The organism is Jiulongibacter sp. NS-SX5, assembly GCF_052828545.1.
Genome location: NZ_CM128248.1, coordinates 1435255 through 1451694, shown reverse-complemented (window position 1 = coordinate 1451694; position 16440 = coordinate 1435255). Strand labels below are relative to the sequence as shown.

19 protein-coding genes are annotated in these 16440 nt (G+C 39.3%); 7 read left to right on the top strand and 12 right to left on the bottom strand.

The window, feature by feature from the left end; genetic code table 11:
- Positions 1-38: 38 nt before the first annotated feature.
- The 3 genes from yidD to ACUXV0_RS06520 form a co-directional block, all read right to left on the bottom strand.
- Complete coding sequence (gene yidD / locus ACUXV0_RS06530) at positions 39-248, bottom strand: membrane protein insertion efficiency factor YidD (protein ID WP_446192270.1); 210 nt, start codon at positions 246-248, stop codon at positions 39-41.
- 56 nt (positions 249-304) lie between these two features.
- Positions 305-643 carry a DUF2853 family protein gene (locus ACUXV0_RS06525; protein WP_446192269.1) on the bottom strand — a complete coding sequence of 113 codons (339 nt, stop codon included), beginning with the start codon at positions 641-643 and terminating at the stop codon, positions 305-307.
- 83 nt (positions 644-726) lie between these two features.
- Positions 727-1578 carry a hypothetical protein gene (locus ACUXV0_RS06520; protein ID WP_446192268.1) on the bottom strand — a complete coding sequence of 284 codons (852 nt, stop codon included), beginning with the start codon at positions 1576-1578 and terminating at the stop codon, positions 727-729.
- 117 nt (positions 1579-1695) lie between these two features.
- Between ACUXV0_RS06520 and ACUXV0_RS06515 the strand changes: the two genes are divergently transcribed.
- The 6 genes from ACUXV0_RS06515 (at position 1696) to ACUXV0_RS06490 (ending at position 5778) form a co-directional block, all read left to right on the top strand.
- Positions 1696-1866 (top strand): hypothetical protein, encoded by a 171-nt coding sequence (locus ACUXV0_RS06515; RefSeq protein WP_446192267.1) that lies wholly within the window; start codon positions 1696-1698, stop codon positions 1864-1866.
- A gap of 72 nt (positions 1867-1938) precedes the next feature.
- Entirely contained in the window at positions 1939-2505 is a 567-nt protein-coding gene (locus ACUXV0_RS06510) for an RNA polymerase sigma factor (protein WP_446192265.1), read from the top strand.
- Between the two features lie 4 nt (positions 2506-2509).
- Positions 2510-3991 (top strand): hypothetical protein, encoded by a 1482-nt coding sequence (locus tag ACUXV0_RS06505; RefSeq protein WP_446192264.1) that lies wholly within the window; start codon positions 2510-2512, stop codon positions 3989-3991.
- 65 nt (positions 3992-4056) lie between these two features.
- Positions 4057-4575: a QcrA and Rieske domain-containing protein gene (locus ACUXV0_RS06500; RefSeq protein WP_446192263.1), complete on the top strand. Its 519-nt coding sequence runs from the start codon at positions 4057-4059 to the stop codon at positions 4573-4575.
- Between the two features lie 12 nt (positions 4576-4587).
- A complete protein-coding gene (locus ACUXV0_RS06495) occupies positions 4588-5223 on the top strand; it encodes a hypothetical protein (RefSeq protein ID WP_446192262.1) in 636 nt (211 codons plus the stop codon).
- Positions 5224-5235: 12 nt separating this feature from the next.
- Positions 5236-5778, top strand: coding sequence for a YceI family protein (locus ACUXV0_RS06490; RefSeq protein WP_446192261.1), 543 nt, complete (start codon positions 5236-5238; stop codon positions 5776-5778).
- A gap of 72 nt (positions 5779-5850) precedes the next feature.
- On the opposite strand, the gene porN is transcribed toward ACUXV0_RS06490, so the two are convergent.
- From porN to ACUXV0_RS06450, 8 genes are all read right to left on the bottom strand, one after another.
- Positions 5851-6807, bottom strand: a complete 957-nt coding sequence (gene porN / locus ACUXV0_RS06485; protein WP_446192260.1) for a type IX secretion system ring protein PorN/GldN — start codon at positions 6805-6807, stop codon at positions 5851-5853.
- Between the two features lie 20 nt (positions 6808-6827).
- The gene (porM, locus tag ACUXV0_RS06480) at positions 6828-8456 is read right to left on the bottom strand and encodes a type IX secretion system motor protein PorM/GldM (RefSeq protein WP_446192259.1); all 1629 of its coding nucleotides are present in this window, start codon (positions 8454-8456) and stop codon (positions 6828-6830) included.
- A gap of 48 nt (positions 8457-8504) precedes the next feature.
- Positions 8505-9317: a type IX secretion system motor protein PorL/GldL gene (gene porL, locus ACUXV0_RS06475; RefSeq protein WP_446192258.1), complete on the bottom strand. Its 813-nt coding sequence runs from the start codon at positions 9315-9317 to the stop codon at positions 8505-8507.
- Between the two features lie 95 nt (positions 9318-9412).
- Complete coding sequence (gene porK / locus ACUXV0_RS06470) at positions 9413-10498, bottom strand: type IX secretion system lipoprotein PorK/GldK (RefSeq protein WP_446192257.1); 1086 nt, start codon at positions 10496-10498, stop codon at positions 9413-9415.
- A gap of 247 nt (positions 10499-10745) precedes the next feature.
- A complete protein-coding gene (locus tag ACUXV0_RS06465; protein WP_446192256.1) occupies positions 10746-11711 on the bottom strand; it encodes a PorP/SprF family type IX secretion system membrane protein in 966 nt (321 codons plus the stop codon).
- Between the two features lie 106 nt (positions 11712-11817).
- Positions 11818-12615 carry a uroporphyrinogen-III synthase gene (locus ACUXV0_RS06460; protein ID WP_446192255.1) on the bottom strand — a complete coding sequence of 266 codons (798 nt, stop codon included), beginning with the start codon at positions 12613-12615 and terminating at the stop codon, positions 11818-11820.
- A 47-nt stretch (positions 12616-12662) separates the two neighbouring features.
- Complete coding sequence (locus ACUXV0_RS06455) at positions 12663-13814, bottom strand: DUF4271 domain-containing protein (RefSeq protein WP_446192254.1); 1152 nt, start codon at positions 13812-13814, stop codon at positions 12663-12665.
- Positions 13807-14256 carry a methylglyoxal synthase gene (locus ACUXV0_RS06450; RefSeq protein ID WP_446192253.1) on the bottom strand — a complete coding sequence of 150 codons (450 nt, stop codon included), beginning with the start codon at positions 14254-14256 and terminating at the stop codon, positions 13807-13809. Before ACUXV0_RS06450 ends, ACUXV0_RS06455 begins: the two co-directional genes overlap by 8 nt.
- A gap of 101 nt (positions 14257-14357) precedes the next feature.
- Here ACUXV0_RS06450 and ACUXV0_RS06445 point away from each other — a divergent pair, with 101 nt between their 5' ends.
- A complete protein-coding gene (locus ACUXV0_RS06445) occupies positions 14358-15866 on the top strand; it encodes a magnesium chelatase (protein WP_446192252.1) in 1509 nt (502 codons plus the stop codon).
- On the opposite strand, the gene ACUXV0_RS06440 is transcribed toward ACUXV0_RS06445, so the two are convergent.
- On the bottom strand, positions 15863-16342 hold the full coding sequence (locus tag ACUXV0_RS06440) for an ankyrin repeat domain-containing protein (protein ID WP_446192251.1): 480 nt from the start codon (positions 16340-16342) through the stop codon (positions 15863-15865). The genes ACUXV0_RS06445 and ACUXV0_RS06440 overlap by 4 nt on opposite strands.
- Positions 16343-16440: the final 98 nt, after the last annotated feature.

Sequence of the window (16440 nt, the reverse complement as noted above, 5' to 3'; positions counted from 1 at the left end):
TGGATAAGTTAAGTTGCTTCTTTATAATGTCCTAAATCTTATGGAACGGGGTCGTAGCCGCTTCCGCCCCATGGGTGGCATTTTCGTAATCTGTTTATGGTAAGGTAAAGACCTTTGAAAAAGCCATGTTTTTCAAAGGCTTGAACAGAATAATCTGAACATGTAGGCGTGAACCTGCACGATGGAGGAAACCATGGAGATAAGGCGGCCTGATAGAGCCTTACAATAAAAATTCCTATATGCTTCATAAAACAAAAAAGCCTTGGCTAGTCTAACCAAGGCTTCTTATAAAAAGTTTATTGACTTAAACGTACATACTTTCTTTACCGAATTTAACAGCAAGAAGAGCATATACTACAGCTCTGTATTTATTTCTGTTTGATGAACCCATCTTCTCCATAACTTCTGCAATTGCAGCGTCTAGTTCAGGACCATCGCTCAGGCCTAATTTCTTGATAAGAAAATTAGTCTTTACTCGGTCAAGTTCTGCTTTGTCACTTCCAGATACTTTTGAAGCATCTGCGTTATAAATAGAAGGGCCAAGACCTTTAGCTACTCCCGTAAGAAGAGCCTCGCTTAGTCCAAGGTTTAGGTCTGAATTTTGAGCCATGTATGACTCCATGCATTCTGCGAATTTACTCATTAGTTTAAGTTTTTGATTTCAGGAAATTCTGTATACAAGTTTACCATTTTCTGACCTCAAAACCATGATTATTTCATGAAAATCTATGGTTCTTTTGACGTGTATTCTATAGCGTGATGGAAATTCCATCGAAGAGTAACACCCATAAGCCAGTTTAGTTGGTTTAGGCGAAGTCTGCTCTCTAAAGCTGTACTGGAGGTGCTTTCCACATTTATTGATGCACCAAAAGTATTTTTAGAATCAATTAGAAGTTTACCAAATAAGCCAATCTCGATGGGGTCGGCTACTCGGCCAATTAATTCAAGGCCGGTAATGCCGCTAAACCAAGGTGAATCTAAATCAAAGGATGACTTTATGGCCAATGTATCTACTATGCCTCGTCCGCCCAGAGGAGGAATGTAAGTGATATCAAAATCATTGATGGTCTGAGCTTCGGCCATAGGCGAGTACTTTAGACCGAGTAGTAGATTCAGTCTGGTTTTTCTGGTGACTTTATCTAAAGTGAAAAGTCTTTTTTTATAGGTCGCTGAAAACGAATGATCTGTAAAACTTCCATTAAAAAAGAAGGGTACTAATCTATTGGATCGGTCAAATAACTGATACTCCAGGCTTAGAGGGTTATTTAAATAACCGAGTTCAAATTGCCAAAGATCTGCTTTATTAAGCCCCAGGCTGGCTTCCCAGTACAGTTTATTCGGTTGAATTGTTTGAATTCTTCCCTCATAGCTATTTGTTAGCTCGCTTTGCTGGATTTTGAGTCCACCATTTACTGATGCGTACCAGTAGACGTCATTAGTTTTAAGGTTTGGAAGTGTAATACGGCCATCTTCTATTTCTCTTTCTTTTGGTAGTTTGTAATAATCGTTTTGCTGTGCAAAACAATATGCAGAAAGCAGGTTTATGAGGAGAAGAGCACGAAAAAAGGATTTTGTCATATTGCCAGAGCAAAGTGCTAACTCAAAATTAACGAAAGAATCAGGTCAATAAGATTTCTAAAAAGGGTTTTTTGTTAGTTTTGTAGCAGAGTTTAATTCACTGAAAAAAGTAAACCAATGTCTGAAACTGTAAAAGCTGGACTGCCAAACTGGGCTTTAATTCTTATTTACCTTGTAATTATGGCGGTGTTGGCAATTTTTGGCGATCTGTTCATTTTTATCTTGGGTGCTATACTGGAAACAGTTGTATTTGCAGCCGGATATAACGCAGCTCACGCAGACCATTAATCTTTGCACTGAAAGGTTAATTTTTTGTTTGCAACCTTACTTTCAGGCTTTCCGTATTCATTCTGAAACAATATGGATAGTCAAACTACTCATCCAGATTTTCTTGAGCTTATCAAGAAGTGTATGGCGGGTGATCGAATGGCTCAAAAAGAGCTATATCAGAGTCACTACGGGTTTGCTATGTCTATATGTTTGCGGTATTGCCAAACCAAAGACGAGGCACTGGAAGTAGTCAATGACGCTTTTTTAAAGGTTTTCAATAATCTTAAAAGCTATAATACCAACCACTCCTTCAAGAATTGGTTTAAGAGAATATTGATCAATGCTTCTATAGACTTTTATAGAAGTCAGAAGAAGCATTATCATCAGCAGGATATTGACACTGCTCACGCTCTCTCCTCTCAAAATCAAGAAGCAGAAGGTCAACTCGGACATCAGGACTTAATGGCTCTGGTATACGAGCTTTCTCCGAATTATAAGACCAATTTCTGTTTGTTTGCTATAGACGGCTATTCACATGAAGAAATTTCAAAAATGATGGGGATAAGCATCGGTACGTCTAAGTCTAACGTATCAAGAGCTAGGAAGGAGTTAAGAGCCAGGTTGGAGTCAATAGAACAAAAAACAAGGGTAATGTAGGGAAATGAAGAAGTATAAAGACATGTCAGATCAAGAGCTCGACAGCCTGTTTCAAGGGGCTGCTGGTCAGGATATACCTGACTTTGAGCCTTCTGCATGGGATGCTATGAATAAACTCCTGGATGAAAATGAACCACCGAAGGCCGGAGGTTTTTCATTTAGAAAAGGAGGCTTATTGATTACAGCGATACTATTAATGAGTTCTATTGTTTATTTGACTTACCAGAAATGGGGAACGAATTCCAATAATGATCTCGCCAACGAGACTGAGTTTATTGAGGAGAATAACAGCTTAATAGAAAAGTCAAAAGGTAGTGATTTATCAACAGGGGTAGTTGAAGGGGAGGGTATTTCAGATCATCAGGAAGTAGGGGGAGAGTCAAGAACTTTGAATACTTCTGGTCATGGAAGGCCTGCTAAAAAGGAGCAGGTAGCCGAAAATTCAATTGAATTGGAAAGGGATCAATTGACTCAAGAAGAATCTGAATTAAAACTTTCTGCACCTAGGAGCAATGCCAGAATAGAGAATAGTAAAGAATTCAAGACAAAAACGTACTCAAGAAATTCGTCACTGATTTCAAAAGAAACTAACAGTAGAAAGACAGACGCTAAAGAGTCCGGTTCAGGAGCAATAGCCAAAAATTTGACAGCACAGAATTCGAACACAAGCATAAGTTCAACTGAACTTAAAGAAGAAGAAAATTCTGACAAAAGTCTATTAGCTGGTGGGGCTATTAGTTTAGATGAAGTTCAAATCGAAAAAACGAAAAAATGGACGAGTGAAATTGATGGTCTCCAAAAATTAGATCCGGAATTAAAACTAAATGGTTTCGCGTCAAAAAAGTTTGAGACTGTTGCTTCGCCAGAGGTTTCTACAGAAGAGCTTGTGAGATCCCCTAAGCTTGCTCTTAGATTGGCCGTTTCTCCCGATTTTTCAACGGTAGTTCAGAATCCTTTTGTTAAAGTCGGACATAATATAGGTGGTTTGTTAGAGCTGAGGCTGAAAGATCGATGGCATCTTCAGACGGGAGTAATAAAGTCTTTGAAGTTTTATTCCGCTCAGGCAGATCAGTACGAATGGCCACAATATTGGGGTTCAGAAAGACCCTCAGATTTGACCTCGGTCGATGCCAGATGTAATATGTTGGATATCCCTCTAAATGTCAGATATGATTTAACTAAAACCCGAAACACTTGGTTTGTTAGTGCTGGTCTCACCAATTATATCATGCTGAATGAACAATATGACTATATCTACGAAAGTGAGGATCCAGACAGAAAATGGACGAGTTGGGAAGGAAAAACTGGATTTTATGATGCCGGAGATATTAACTTCTCTTTTGGACTTGAGAAAACTTTTGCTAGGTCTATTAGTCTGCAAGTTGAGCCTTTTGTTAAAGTACCGATTCAAAATATTGGTTTCGGTAAGGTAAAGTTGTTAACCACCGGGGTCTTCTTCTCTACCAAAATTCCTTTGATCAGATAATTCACTGCAACCTTCAGAAAGGCTTGGTCGTATTGATTGAAATTAACTTCAAAAATTATTCAATCATGATCAAAGAAGACATTTCAAGAGCTAAGTTTATCAAGCAACTTGGTTTAAGCTCAAAAGCACTAATGGCCTTTTACTGTTTGGGAGGCCTCTCGGCTTGTACTACCGAGGATACTCCGGAGCCTAACACTAATACCAACAATAACCAAAATCAAGGTACTAACCAGGATAATGAAGATTCTGGAATTGAAGGTACCACTACAGGTGCCAGCATTGATTTTACATTAGATTTAACGCACTCTGACTTCTCAAAACTAAAAACTGCGGGAGAATTTGTTTACGTTTCAGATATAATCATTGCAAATTCCAGTTCAGGTATGGTAGCTCTCTCTAAAAAATGTACACACCAGGGCACTACTATTGAATTTAGATCAGGTACCAATGACTTTTTATGTCCTAATCACCAATCGCAGTTTGCATTAGATGGATCTGTAACTAAATCACCGGCCGCTAATCCGCTAAAAGTTTATACTACCTCATTATCAGAGGATGGTAACTTGCTTCAGGTGAAATCCTAATTAATAATACCCATGAAAAAACTCAAATTAACATTACTCATTACACTTCTTTTAGCTTTTTCATCCCAAGCTCAGGATATCGGAATTGATGACTTGCTAGAGGATTTTGAGACTGAAGAAACGGAGACATCTTTGTTGCCGGATAAAATGCTCTTTTCTCAGCGAATGCTTTGGGGAGAAAAAGGTATCTACAGAAAAGTGGGTATTGCTCCTAAAACACTAACGGCTGAGACAAGAGAACGTGAGTTAAAGGTACGCCGCAACATGTTTAAAGTTCATCAGGCTACAGGACTGCTAGCGGCTGGAGGGATGATTGCTCAGGCTATAATTGGTCCCAAGCTGTATAACGGTGATTTTGGGATTCGTCAATTACATAAAAATGTAGCCTTGGGCACCAATATAGCCTATGGAACCACAGCTGTTATGGCATTGACCTCACCACCGCCAATGGTCAATCGTAAGAAGTTTGACAATATCAAGCTGCATAAGATTCTTTCAGTAGTACACTTATCTGGTATGGTAGGAACTAACATACTAGCAAGACAGGCCTCAAAAGGCAATGTGAACAAAAACTGGCATAGAGCTGCCGCCATTACCACGTTTGGTGCGTATGCAGCAGCAATTGCCTCAATTAAAATGGAATTTTAATCAAGATATCAAATGAAAAAAGTAAGCATATTTTTAATCACTCTTCCTTTATTCGCTTTTAACAATCCTGACAAGAAGAAGATTGTGGCGGATCAGGCTAGCTCCTCTATCATGTATTTTATGGATCATCCTTTACATAGTTTTGAAGCTAGTTCAAAGGAGTTTAGAGCTATTGGTGTATTTGATGACCAGTCAAAACAATTGAGTGTTATGGCAGTAAAAGTAGCGGTCAACAGTTTTGATAGTGGAAATTCTAACCGAGATTCTCATGTTATTGAGAAAACTGAGGCTTTAAAGTATCCAAGTGTAACATTTACCTCAGAGGATATTTCTTATAACGGAGAAGAGGTTACTGCAAAGGGTAAGCTGGTTTTTCATGGCCAAACAAAACCTTTCACCATTAAAGGAACTCAGAAAGTCAATGGTTCTAAAATGAATGTGAGTGGGAAATTTGAGGTCAACATGAAAGATTTTGGTATCAAGCCTCCAAGTTTAATGGGGATGTCAACAGATGAAATCATCAAGCTTGATTATATGTTTTCCTTCGACATATAATAACTAATACCAATCAGCGAAAAAGCCCGGCAATTGCCGGGCTTTTTCTGTATCGAAACCATAAGAAGAGTATTAATACTCCCACATGTTATGTTCTTTTTCAATTAGCTCATATTCGATCTGCTTAGACTTTATCAGAGCTTCTTTAGCCGAGCCATATTCTTCATCAAGATACTTATCCAGAGAGTTAGACTTTTTCACGATTCTACCATGGAATAATCTCAATTCAAACGCGTCAGCTAGATTAATGTGCTTCGCCGTGTTTGCTTCGTTAAACCAAACAGCGTTCGGGTTATTTCTGAAGAATTGCTCTAAATCTTTATACTTGAAAGTAGCCAGGTTTTTCTCAAGACCATCGTTTGACGCTTCTGCTGGTATTTTGATTGAAATGGTTTGGATATCAAAATATTGACGAGAACGCTGTCTGTCAAACAACCAGTCTTCTTCTATTTCAAGAATATAGAACTCATTTGGGAACATTTCGTAACCATCTTGAGCTGCTGCGGTAGTTGAAGATTGCTCCTGAGCCTGAGGTTGCTGTGAATCATCATTATTTGATGAGCCATCACCCCAGCCGTCGTCTGAAGAACCAGAATCACCCCAACCATCGTCAGAGCCAGAATCATCTCCCCAGCCGTTATCAGAACCGCCAGTGTCATCTCCGAAACCAGCATCTATCTCAGCTTGAGAAAGTCCTCCACCTTCGAAACGTTTGAACATACGTTCATTGAATTCGTCAAGAGTAAGTCTCTCCTTTAAATCACCTTCAGCGTAAGCATCAAGGATACCAGACTTTACCCCTTCTATTAAATGCTTAGTGATTTCATTATCATAGGCAAATAAAGGCTGGTTTTGTTTTTCTCTAAGGTCTACACGTCTCCAAAGCGACATTTTAAAAGCCACGTTAGAGTCATGAACAGGTCTTAAAGAAAGCGGATTTAAACCGTTATCTGACTTTTCCTGAGCATTCACTGAACCACCAGCAACCATTAATCCGGCCAGTACAGCAAGTGAAGTTATCTTTTTCATTGTCTTCATAATTTTCTCTTTTATTTCAAAGGAATCTGAACCGTCATTTCACCGACGTTAACCTCTTCGGTTTGTCCTTTGAAGTTTCTTCTCAATACCTTGTTAATGGTAATTACATAACGATCTCCTGCCTGTGCATTGCGTGCAAGACCCGAAATATTTTGGCTTCCGCTCACACCTTTCAGGTTTCCTTTAGGTCTAACACCACTGGCAAGGAAAACATCATAATCAGTAACTCTGAAGTTTGCATCTTCAGGGTTGTTATTCTTAAAGTCTTCATCAGAAATGGCTACCACATTAATGGTTCTTACAGAAGAAGCGGCAAGACCTCTTTGGCTTACATTATCTGTAACCGGAGCATTATTGGCCAAAACCTGAATGGTAGGCTTAGGGACTCTTCTAACTCTGAAAGGGAAAGACTGAAGCTTAACACCTTCATTGGATACATCAAGTGTAACTTTAGACTGAGTAGGAACCACGGTTACATTTCCTCCAGTTCCAGGAATAAACTCGGCCCCAGTTCCACTAAAAGTAGGTTTGAACAATGGCCCGAGACCTGGTGACGTGGTTTGAAGCTTATTTGCACATCTGAAGTAAAGTGCCGGTAATGTAGCCGACTCTAACTGCACAGATGGTTTTAATACAGTGTACGTTTCTTCCTGAGTTACTTGTTCAGTAGTACCATCAGGTTTAGGGTAGGAGATAGACGCAGTGTAAGTTCTTTTCAGTTGACCATTCTGATCATACTGACCTCCCTGAGCTCTTACTTCATAAGTCCCTTTTCCGTCAACTACTGATAAAGGGGACCCGTTTATGCTAATTTTTGGAGTAAGAGCACTAGAGTATGCTCCAATGGCCACATCTGCCTTATAGGTTTGACCCGCAACCACAGTTCTGGAATCTGGTATGACTACAGCAAAAATCTTATCAAATTTAATCTCTTTCGCACCCACTAGTGAAGCAAGATAACCAAGAACCTCCGACTCTTGTCTTCTAATTTCTGATTGCTTCTGGCTAAGAGCCGCCATTGCAGCGGGAACCGGAGTACTCAGAAACATTGATTGAGCAAAATCTTTGTTGATCTCTCCAGGATCTTTAGTTCCTTCAAATGAACTATTGTCTTTAGCATCCGGAGCCAAATCTGTAAGAACTACTTTACCTTCTGAATATTCTTCTAATTTCGAAGTATAGTTTCTCAATCTGTTTTGAAGCTCATAACCATAACCATTTTTGGAGTTTCCAGGACCTACAAAAAGATTGGCTACTTTTTCCTCTTCAGCCAAATTTTTAATGCTCGAAACACCATTATCATCTGTTTCGTATCCTTGACCTGCTTCATTAATAATAATACTTCTAAGTTCCTCTATGTAAGAATTAATTCTTGATGTTTCGCTTCTTACACTATCTGCAACCAAAAGCAATTGTTTATATTCAGGCTTATCACCTGCGTTTTCAACTGCTTCCTCCATCGATCTTATTAATCTTTCATTAGACTCTCCCGCGGAGATATTTGCCGAACGAAGACTTTCATCTATGGTTAGAAATTTTTGAAGGATGGAATTACTTACCTGTAATGCTAACATCGCTGTTAGTACCAGGTACATCATTCCGATCATCTTCTGACGAGGTGATTCTTTTCCACCAGCCATAATATCTTGTATTTATATGGTTTATACTTTATTTAAGGGGCTTTTAGCTTAGTTGCCTTTCATGGCAGAAAGCATGCTACCGTACACTGAGTTCAATGAAGTCAGATTGTTAGTAAGCTTATTAAGCTCCTCTTTAAAGTGCTGAGTATCTTTTGAAGCTTCAGACATATCGTTCATCGCAGATGAAAGATTGCTGTAGAAAGCATTCATAGCTTTCAGGTGCTTGTTGGTATCCTGAAGCTCAAGTTCATAAACCGCGTTTAGTGCACCCATATTTTGAGTGATCTTTTGGAATTGGTCTCTGTAATCCTGAGCATCTTTTGTGGCATCCGCCATACTATTCATAGCTGTAACCGCCACTCCGTAGGCATTATTCATTTCTCCTACTTTAGAGGACGCGGATTTTACATTTGCTGCGTATTCATTAGTAGCAACAGTAGCGTCAGAGATGTCACCAAGATTAGAAACCGTATCAGTTAGTTTACCAAAGCTTGATTTAAGTTTATCAAAAACAGAAGAATCCATTCCGGCACTTCCCAGCATATCGTCCATTTTAGAAGTCAAACCTACGTTTGCGGTGGTAGCACTTCTTGGAGCAGGAGCAGGACCATCATAATCAGTTGATAATTCAGGATAAACTTTATCCCATTGATATTCTACTGTAGGTCTTACAAAAGATTGAACGGCGTAAAGAGCAAAGATCAATGCTTCAACACAAAGGGCCACCGGAAGGACAGTACCTGCCCAATCATAGTGCATAATTTTACCCATTGCCCCGATAATTACGAAAGCAGCACCGATACTATATACAGAAGGAATGAATTTATCCCAAAAAAAGCTAGGTCCGTGATTTGATGCCATTAGAATTCTAGTTTAAAAAAATGATTTTGTGATTTATGTTAGTGATTATAAAAACGGAGAACTTTCATTCTCCGTCTTGTTGGGTTCTTGTATGATTATTCTCTTCCAGGAACTGTACCTAGTCTATCAAGTACGTTTCTGAAACCGATATAGGATCTTGTTGCTGTTTTGTACTCGAAAGCTACTGTACCTGTTTCCAGATAGTAAGCTACGTCTTTCCATGATCCACCTTTGATAACTTTTCTAGGCTCATCATCGTCTTTATATGACGGATTTAAATCCCATGTTAGTGGAATATATGACTCAGAGTATGCGTCGATAGTCCATTCAGAAACGTTACCTGCCATATTATATAGACCGTAATCGTTTGGATTGAAAGCATTGGCTGGTGATGTATACATATAGCCATCAGCTCTGTAGTTTCCTCTGTAAGGTTTAAAGTTAGCCAGGAAACATCCTTTACCATTGGCTACGTAAGGGTTACCCCAAGGGTACTTAGCACCTTCTTTACCACCTCTAGCTGCCCATTCCCACTCTGCTTCAGATGGAAGTCTGAAAGCTGGTGATTTGAAAAGACCATTTTCTTCTCTGTAGGCATTATATTGTTTTGTTCTCCACTCTGAATAATAATTGGCAGCATCCCAATTGACACCTACTACAGGGTACATGTCAAAGGCAGGACTGTCAAAATAGTATTCTGTCATCTGGTCACCATTATGGTAGGAGAAATCTCTGGTCCAAACAGTGCTATCCGGATAAAGCTTTGACATAATGAACTCTTCACCAAGTACTGAAACAGAATCAGCCAACATATAATTGACGAATGTACGGTACTCATGATTGGTTATTTCAGTGTCATCCATGTAGAATGGACTGATGGTCACTCTCTTGTTCATAGCTACTCTGGATGAAAGAATATCCTGATCTGCCTGACCCATTAAGAATGAACCTGAAGGAATAAGAACCATTCCTGTAGGAGCGGTTTGCTTCCAACCTTTTCTGGCGGTAGCCACTACTTCACCATTTACCAATCCGTCCAGAGGATCTCCTTCGGCTCCACCTTTTTTACCTAGGCCTATTTTCTCTTTTGTTTTGTTCAGGAAACCACAACTTTGAAGCATCACCAAAGGTGCCGCTATCATGAGTGCCTTTACAAGAGTTGTCATTTGTCGCTTGTTCATAAAACAAGTAGATTATTTAATTTACAATTGTCCCTATTCAGCGAGAACAGACTAAAAACGTCAGCTGTTTCTCTATTATTGTGAAAGAGAATAAAGTTCTGAGATTCTTCAAATGGGAAGAGCACGTTCAGAATTTTTTTCAATTCACTGGTTATTTTGCACAAATCATGCCAATAAAGCTGTAAAGCCTACATGGCTCGACCTATGTTCATAATAAACTCCTTTACAGAAGACAGATAGATTTTGATTAATATCTGTATCTAGGGGTTCTTATGATTGACTTCTTTCCAGATCGGGGAGGGTTTAGATAATAGGTAAGCAGAATTTCATGTGAAGTGGGGGCTTTGGCTGGTGTGCCAAAAACCACGTAATCCATGGCATATCCTGCTCTGATTTTATTATTCAGGAAATTACCACCTATTAGGAAAGAAGCTGCGTCTTGCCACCTGTAATTCAAACCCGCCCATAACGAGGAATTATAGGTAACTAATGCCCCTAATTCAGGAGCTACTGTTTTAAAATCACTTTTTATCACAAACATTGGACTAATATCCAAAGTGTAAGTCACACCAATCAATAGGCTACCGTTTAGGTACAAAGTCCGAGGAAGAGGACTCGCGGCAGTTTCCGTAGAAAAACCATATGTCGGCTGATTCAAATGTTTCATTGATAAACCTAATTGATATGTTGGGTTATAGAGATAAATCCCTACACCAAAGTCAGGTTGAGTTTGACCAATTCTAGTAGACGGGATTGACGGGTCGTTCTCTTCTCTTGGTCTGAACTCCCCTCCATCCAGAATCCTGGAATACATGCCAGCCGAAAGACCTACCCCAAGGAGGTTTGTTCCTATTCTTTTATGGAATGAATAAGTGGCTGTTATTTCTCTATTCATACTGCCGCCACCTAACTGATCATTAGAAGCATAAATGCCAAGCCCTCCTTTGAGGGCTGAGAATGGTATTGAAGCTGACAATAATTGAGTCGTTGGCCCGCCCCCTTGATCAAAAGTTCCGGTGTAGCCAGTCCATTGTGTACGATATATGGCATTGACCTCGGTTTTTCCACCTATACCGGTGGCACCCGGGTTCAGATACATTCTGTTAAACAGATATTGAGTAAACTGAGGATCATTTTGGGCATACACAGAAACACTTACCAGCAGTACTAGTAAGTGTATCGTTATTTTGGCTGATCTTTTAAGTAATCTCAAGTATCTGTCTTTGTATAGTTTAACGTCAGGAACCGTGCTCCATTATCTTTTCTTAGCGGAAAAATAAGAAGTCTCCTATTACATACGGAAAACTAACACAAAAAAGTTACAAATTGTTTGCCTCTTTTATATAAAGTTCGAGTGCACCCGTCATTGAAGGGGCATTTGGAAGAGGAGCCTGAATGTCAAGTGTCCATCCCTTATCTAAAATCGCCTGAGCTGTGGTAGGCCCAAAAGCCGCCAGACGAGTTTTGTTTTGTTTCCAATCCGGGAAGTTTTGATCCAGAGCTTCTACACCTGAAGGGCTAAAGAAACAAATGACATCATAGAAAACCTCTGTTAGGTCAGAAAGATCTGCAGGACCCGTTTCATAGATGATTGCCTCAGTTAAAGGCACCTTGTTTCTTTCAAACATGTTCGGGATACTGTCGATTCTGATGTTTGAGCAAGGGTAAAGGAATTTCTCCTTTTTATGTTTCACTATCAAAGGCTCAAGATCGGCAGCCGTTCTGGTTCCTGTAAAAATCTTACGTTTTCTTACAGTGATGTATTTCTGCAGATAATTAGCTGTCTGCTCCGAAATACAGAAGTATTTCATCTCAGCCGGCATTTCTAATCTCAGACCTTCACATAACCTGAAGAAATGATCTACTGCATTACGGCTGGTAAACACAATGGCTGTGTGATCCAGGATGTCGATTTTCTGCTTTCTGAATTCTTTGTGTGTGAGGCCGTCTACGGCAATGAAGTTTCTGAAGTCAACTTGAATACCGTAACGATCTTTAAGACGATCATACGGAGTATTTTTTTTACCAGCCTTAAGAGGGTCTGATAACGTTACTAAGATACTTTCTACTTTATTCATTCTAGACTTAACTAAGTCTTGATCAATCTTTTCACTCATCCTTTGAGTAGGGTATTTAGATTTGTACAGTATTAATTATGGTTTTGTCAGAAAGCGAAGCGTAGACCGAGAACGATCGGCAGGATTTCGACGACGCAAAGATAAGCAATTAAATAAAGACTTTGAATTCCTGTACTTTTTAAAATGCTGAAGAAGGAGAGTGTCGTTCGTAATAAATATGTCAAGAGAAACACATAAAAGATGAGATCACTATCAAAGTTTTGACCCGGATTTAGATTGATATACCAGACAAACAAAACCACGATAAGTACCAGAAACAGGACTAATAAAAACTGTATGTTTTTATAGTAGTGAACATTCACAGATTTTTTTATTCCAAACAGCTGAGCCATAATGCTTAAAAAGAAATATTTAAGAATGTAAAAGGCATACGCCACTCCAGAAACAATCAAAAAAGCCAAAACGAATTTTGACGAACTGGTAGATGGATTCAGCTGAAAGGCGTTATTGAATAAGTAAAGTCCTCGCCCGGCCAAAAGAACATAGAGCAGACCCGTCGCAAGACTAAGAAGTACAACAAAGGCCTGATTTACTCTATTTAGAGGCTTACTAATTAAAAAACGTGTATCCCTTATTTTGGTAATAAATAGATCGCCTAAAGAAAAATACTCTCCAAATGCTTTTGGGTTGGTACTGCTTAACACTGTGGTGTAAAGAAAAACTAGGGTAAGGATAATGACATAACCATTATTAAAAGGAGGGAGGAGTCTCCTTCTCATCGTGAGGATTTCTGAACGTTCTATACCTGAAGAGGTTTCACCTTTGACAATTTCGGAGCCTATCAATAAGCTCTTATGGGTGATGTTACCGGAACCCAAAATTGACATCATGAGCTCGTTCCCTGTAAAAGTAGATAACGGAACTTCAATCCATTCGCCTGCTGGTAACTCTTTTAATAATTGATTATCTGCAAACAAATAACCTTTAACATTCTCAGATTTGGCGAGTAGGGTATACTTCTTGAATTTTTGAAGATCTATGAAGGCACTATGCGTCTGAGCCGATGATTGAATACGATCAATAAAAGGAATGAATATTTCCTCTGATTCATCATAGATATACCAATCATTCTCAAAATTTTTAATGATATGGTATTGATCATTAGGACCACCATCAATGCCCAGGCACTGGAGTGTGGTCAGAAGAGAAAAAATAAGCAGTAGGTACTTTTTAAACATTCCTATTTAAGTAGCTCTTATAATCAGGCATTTTGACTTCATAGTCTTGATTCATCAATGGAGAACTCAGCATGAAATCGGCAGAGGTTCTGTCACAGGCGATTGGGATATTCCACACAACACCAAGCCTCAAAAGAGCCTTAATGTCCGGATCATGAGGCTGTGCTGACATTGGGTCCCAAAAGAAAATCAAGACATCTATTTTACCCTCTGAAATTAAAGCACCTATCTGCTGGTCGCCCCCCAGAGGTCCGCTGAGCAATTTGGTGATGTGCATATCCAGGGCGTCCTCTATGAGTTTACCAGTAGTGCCAGTGGCAAAAAGCTGGTGTTTTTGAAGGGTGCCTTTATTATACTTAGCCCATTCTATTAACTCTGCTTTTTTATTATCGTGTGCCACCAGGGCAATCCGCTTTCGTGAAAGTAGAATCCGGTTTTCCATTTCAAAAATTTTGGCAAAAGTAACGAATTTGAAATTGACCACGCTTTTTACAAACCATTTAGTTTATGCGGTTGTTTAGAGATCAAACTAAAGATTCTTAGATGTCAAAAAAGGAAGAATTACTTCAAATAAAAACGCTGGGAGAACTAAAAAAGAGTAACTACGTTTCAAAATCCATAAAAGAAGAGTTACGTGATAACCTGATTCTTAAGCTTAGAAATAAAGAACAGGTTTTTGAGGGGATTTGGGGATATGAAGAAACAGTAATTCCTGATGTGGAAAGAGCAATTCTTTCAATGCATCATATCAACCTCCTGGGTTTAAGAGGGCAGGCCAAAACACGTATCGCCAGATTGATGGTAAATCTTCTGGATGAATACATTCCTGTAGTAGAAGGCTCTGATCTAAACGACGACCCGTTGAATCCCCTTTCCAGGTTTGCAAAAGACCTTATTGATGAAAAAGGTGACAAGACTCCTATAGTGTGGGTTCATCGTTCAGAAAGATATTATGAAAAATTAGCGACACCCGATGTGTCTGTGGCCGATCTAATCGGTGATGTAGATCCTATAAAGGCTGCCACACTAAAATTACCTTATTCAGACGAAAGAGTAATTCACTTTGGACTCATTCCAAGATCACATCGATGCATTTTTGTAATCAATGAATTGCCTGATCTACAGGCTAGAATTCAGGTTTCGCTATTCAATATTTTACAAGAGGGTGATATCCAGATCAGAGGATTTAAGCTGAGATTGCCACTTGATATTCAGTTTGTATTTACCGCTAACCCGGAGGACTATACTAACCGTGGGTCTATCGTAACTCCTTTGAAGGATAGAATTGATTCACAGATAGTTACGCACTATCCGAAGTCTATTGAAATCGGAAGAAAAATCACACTTCAGGAGACGAAGGTCAAGAGCGGTCAAGAGCAGATTGAGGTTGATGATGTATTGAAAGACTTAGTGGAGCAAATAGCCGTAGTAGCCAGAGAAAGTGAATATGTAGATGCCAAATCAGGGGTGTCTGCTCGTATGACAATTTCAGCTTACGAAAACTTATTGAGTGCAGCAGAAAGACGAGCCATTATTAATGCCGAGAATAAAACCAGTGCCCGAGTTTCAGATATCTACGGAGCGATTCCAGCTATTAACGGTAAAATAGAATTGGTATACGAAGGAGAAGTAGAAGGGCCGGTTTATGTTGCTCAAAGTCTTATTGGAAAAGCAATAAGAGCTGAGTTTTTGAAGTATTTTCCTGACCCTGAAAAGGAGAAAAAGAAGAAAGAAGGTACTAATCCTTACATTCAAATAACCTCTTGGTTTGCAGCTGGAAATCAGATTGAGATACTCAATGATATGACTTCCAAGGAATACGGAGCCAGACTAAAAACCATTGAAGGTCTGTCTGAACTGGTAGAAGAACTACATCCGGAGCTTAAAGGCGAAGAAAAGCTGTTCATGATGGAGTTTGCATTACACGGTCTGGCCGAGTTTAGTATGATCAGTAAGCAGGCTTTGGATCATGGTTTACACTTTAAAGATTTACTCGATAACCTGTTTGATCCTAATAAATATCTGTCAGATGATTCTGATGAGATGTATTAATCAGAGAGTAATTGCTCAATTTCAGGATTACCCTGGAATTGGGCATGCTGAAGGGCTGTATTCCCTTGTTGATCTTTGATTTTCCTATCTGCACCAGCTTCTAAAAGCAGTTTCACAATACTTACGTGACCAAAAGTACTAGCATAAATCAAGGCTGTAGCTCCGAGTGAATTTTGCGTGTCTATGTCTGCACCTTTATTTATCAATTTAGCTGCAAGTTTGTCGTAACCCTTAAACGCAACGCCCATTAGAGCAGTATTCCCCGAGGCATCTGTGGCATTCACGTCCGCTCCGCGTTCAAGGAAAAACTGCGTTAAATGCTCCTGCCCACTATAGGTAGCCATAATAACAGGCGGAAATCCCCTGTGGTCTTTTTGGTGAAGAAATTCAGGATTTGTGGATAAAGTTTCCTCTATTTCACCCGATTTACCTTCTCTAATTAATGCAAAGAAGTCCATTTTGTAAATTGCACGCACTAAGGCGTTACTTTAGTTAGTTTGTTGGAAGTGCTTCGGAAACATTCCGAAAATACTTTATGGTTTTATGTGGTTCATCTACGTTTTTAAAGCCGATA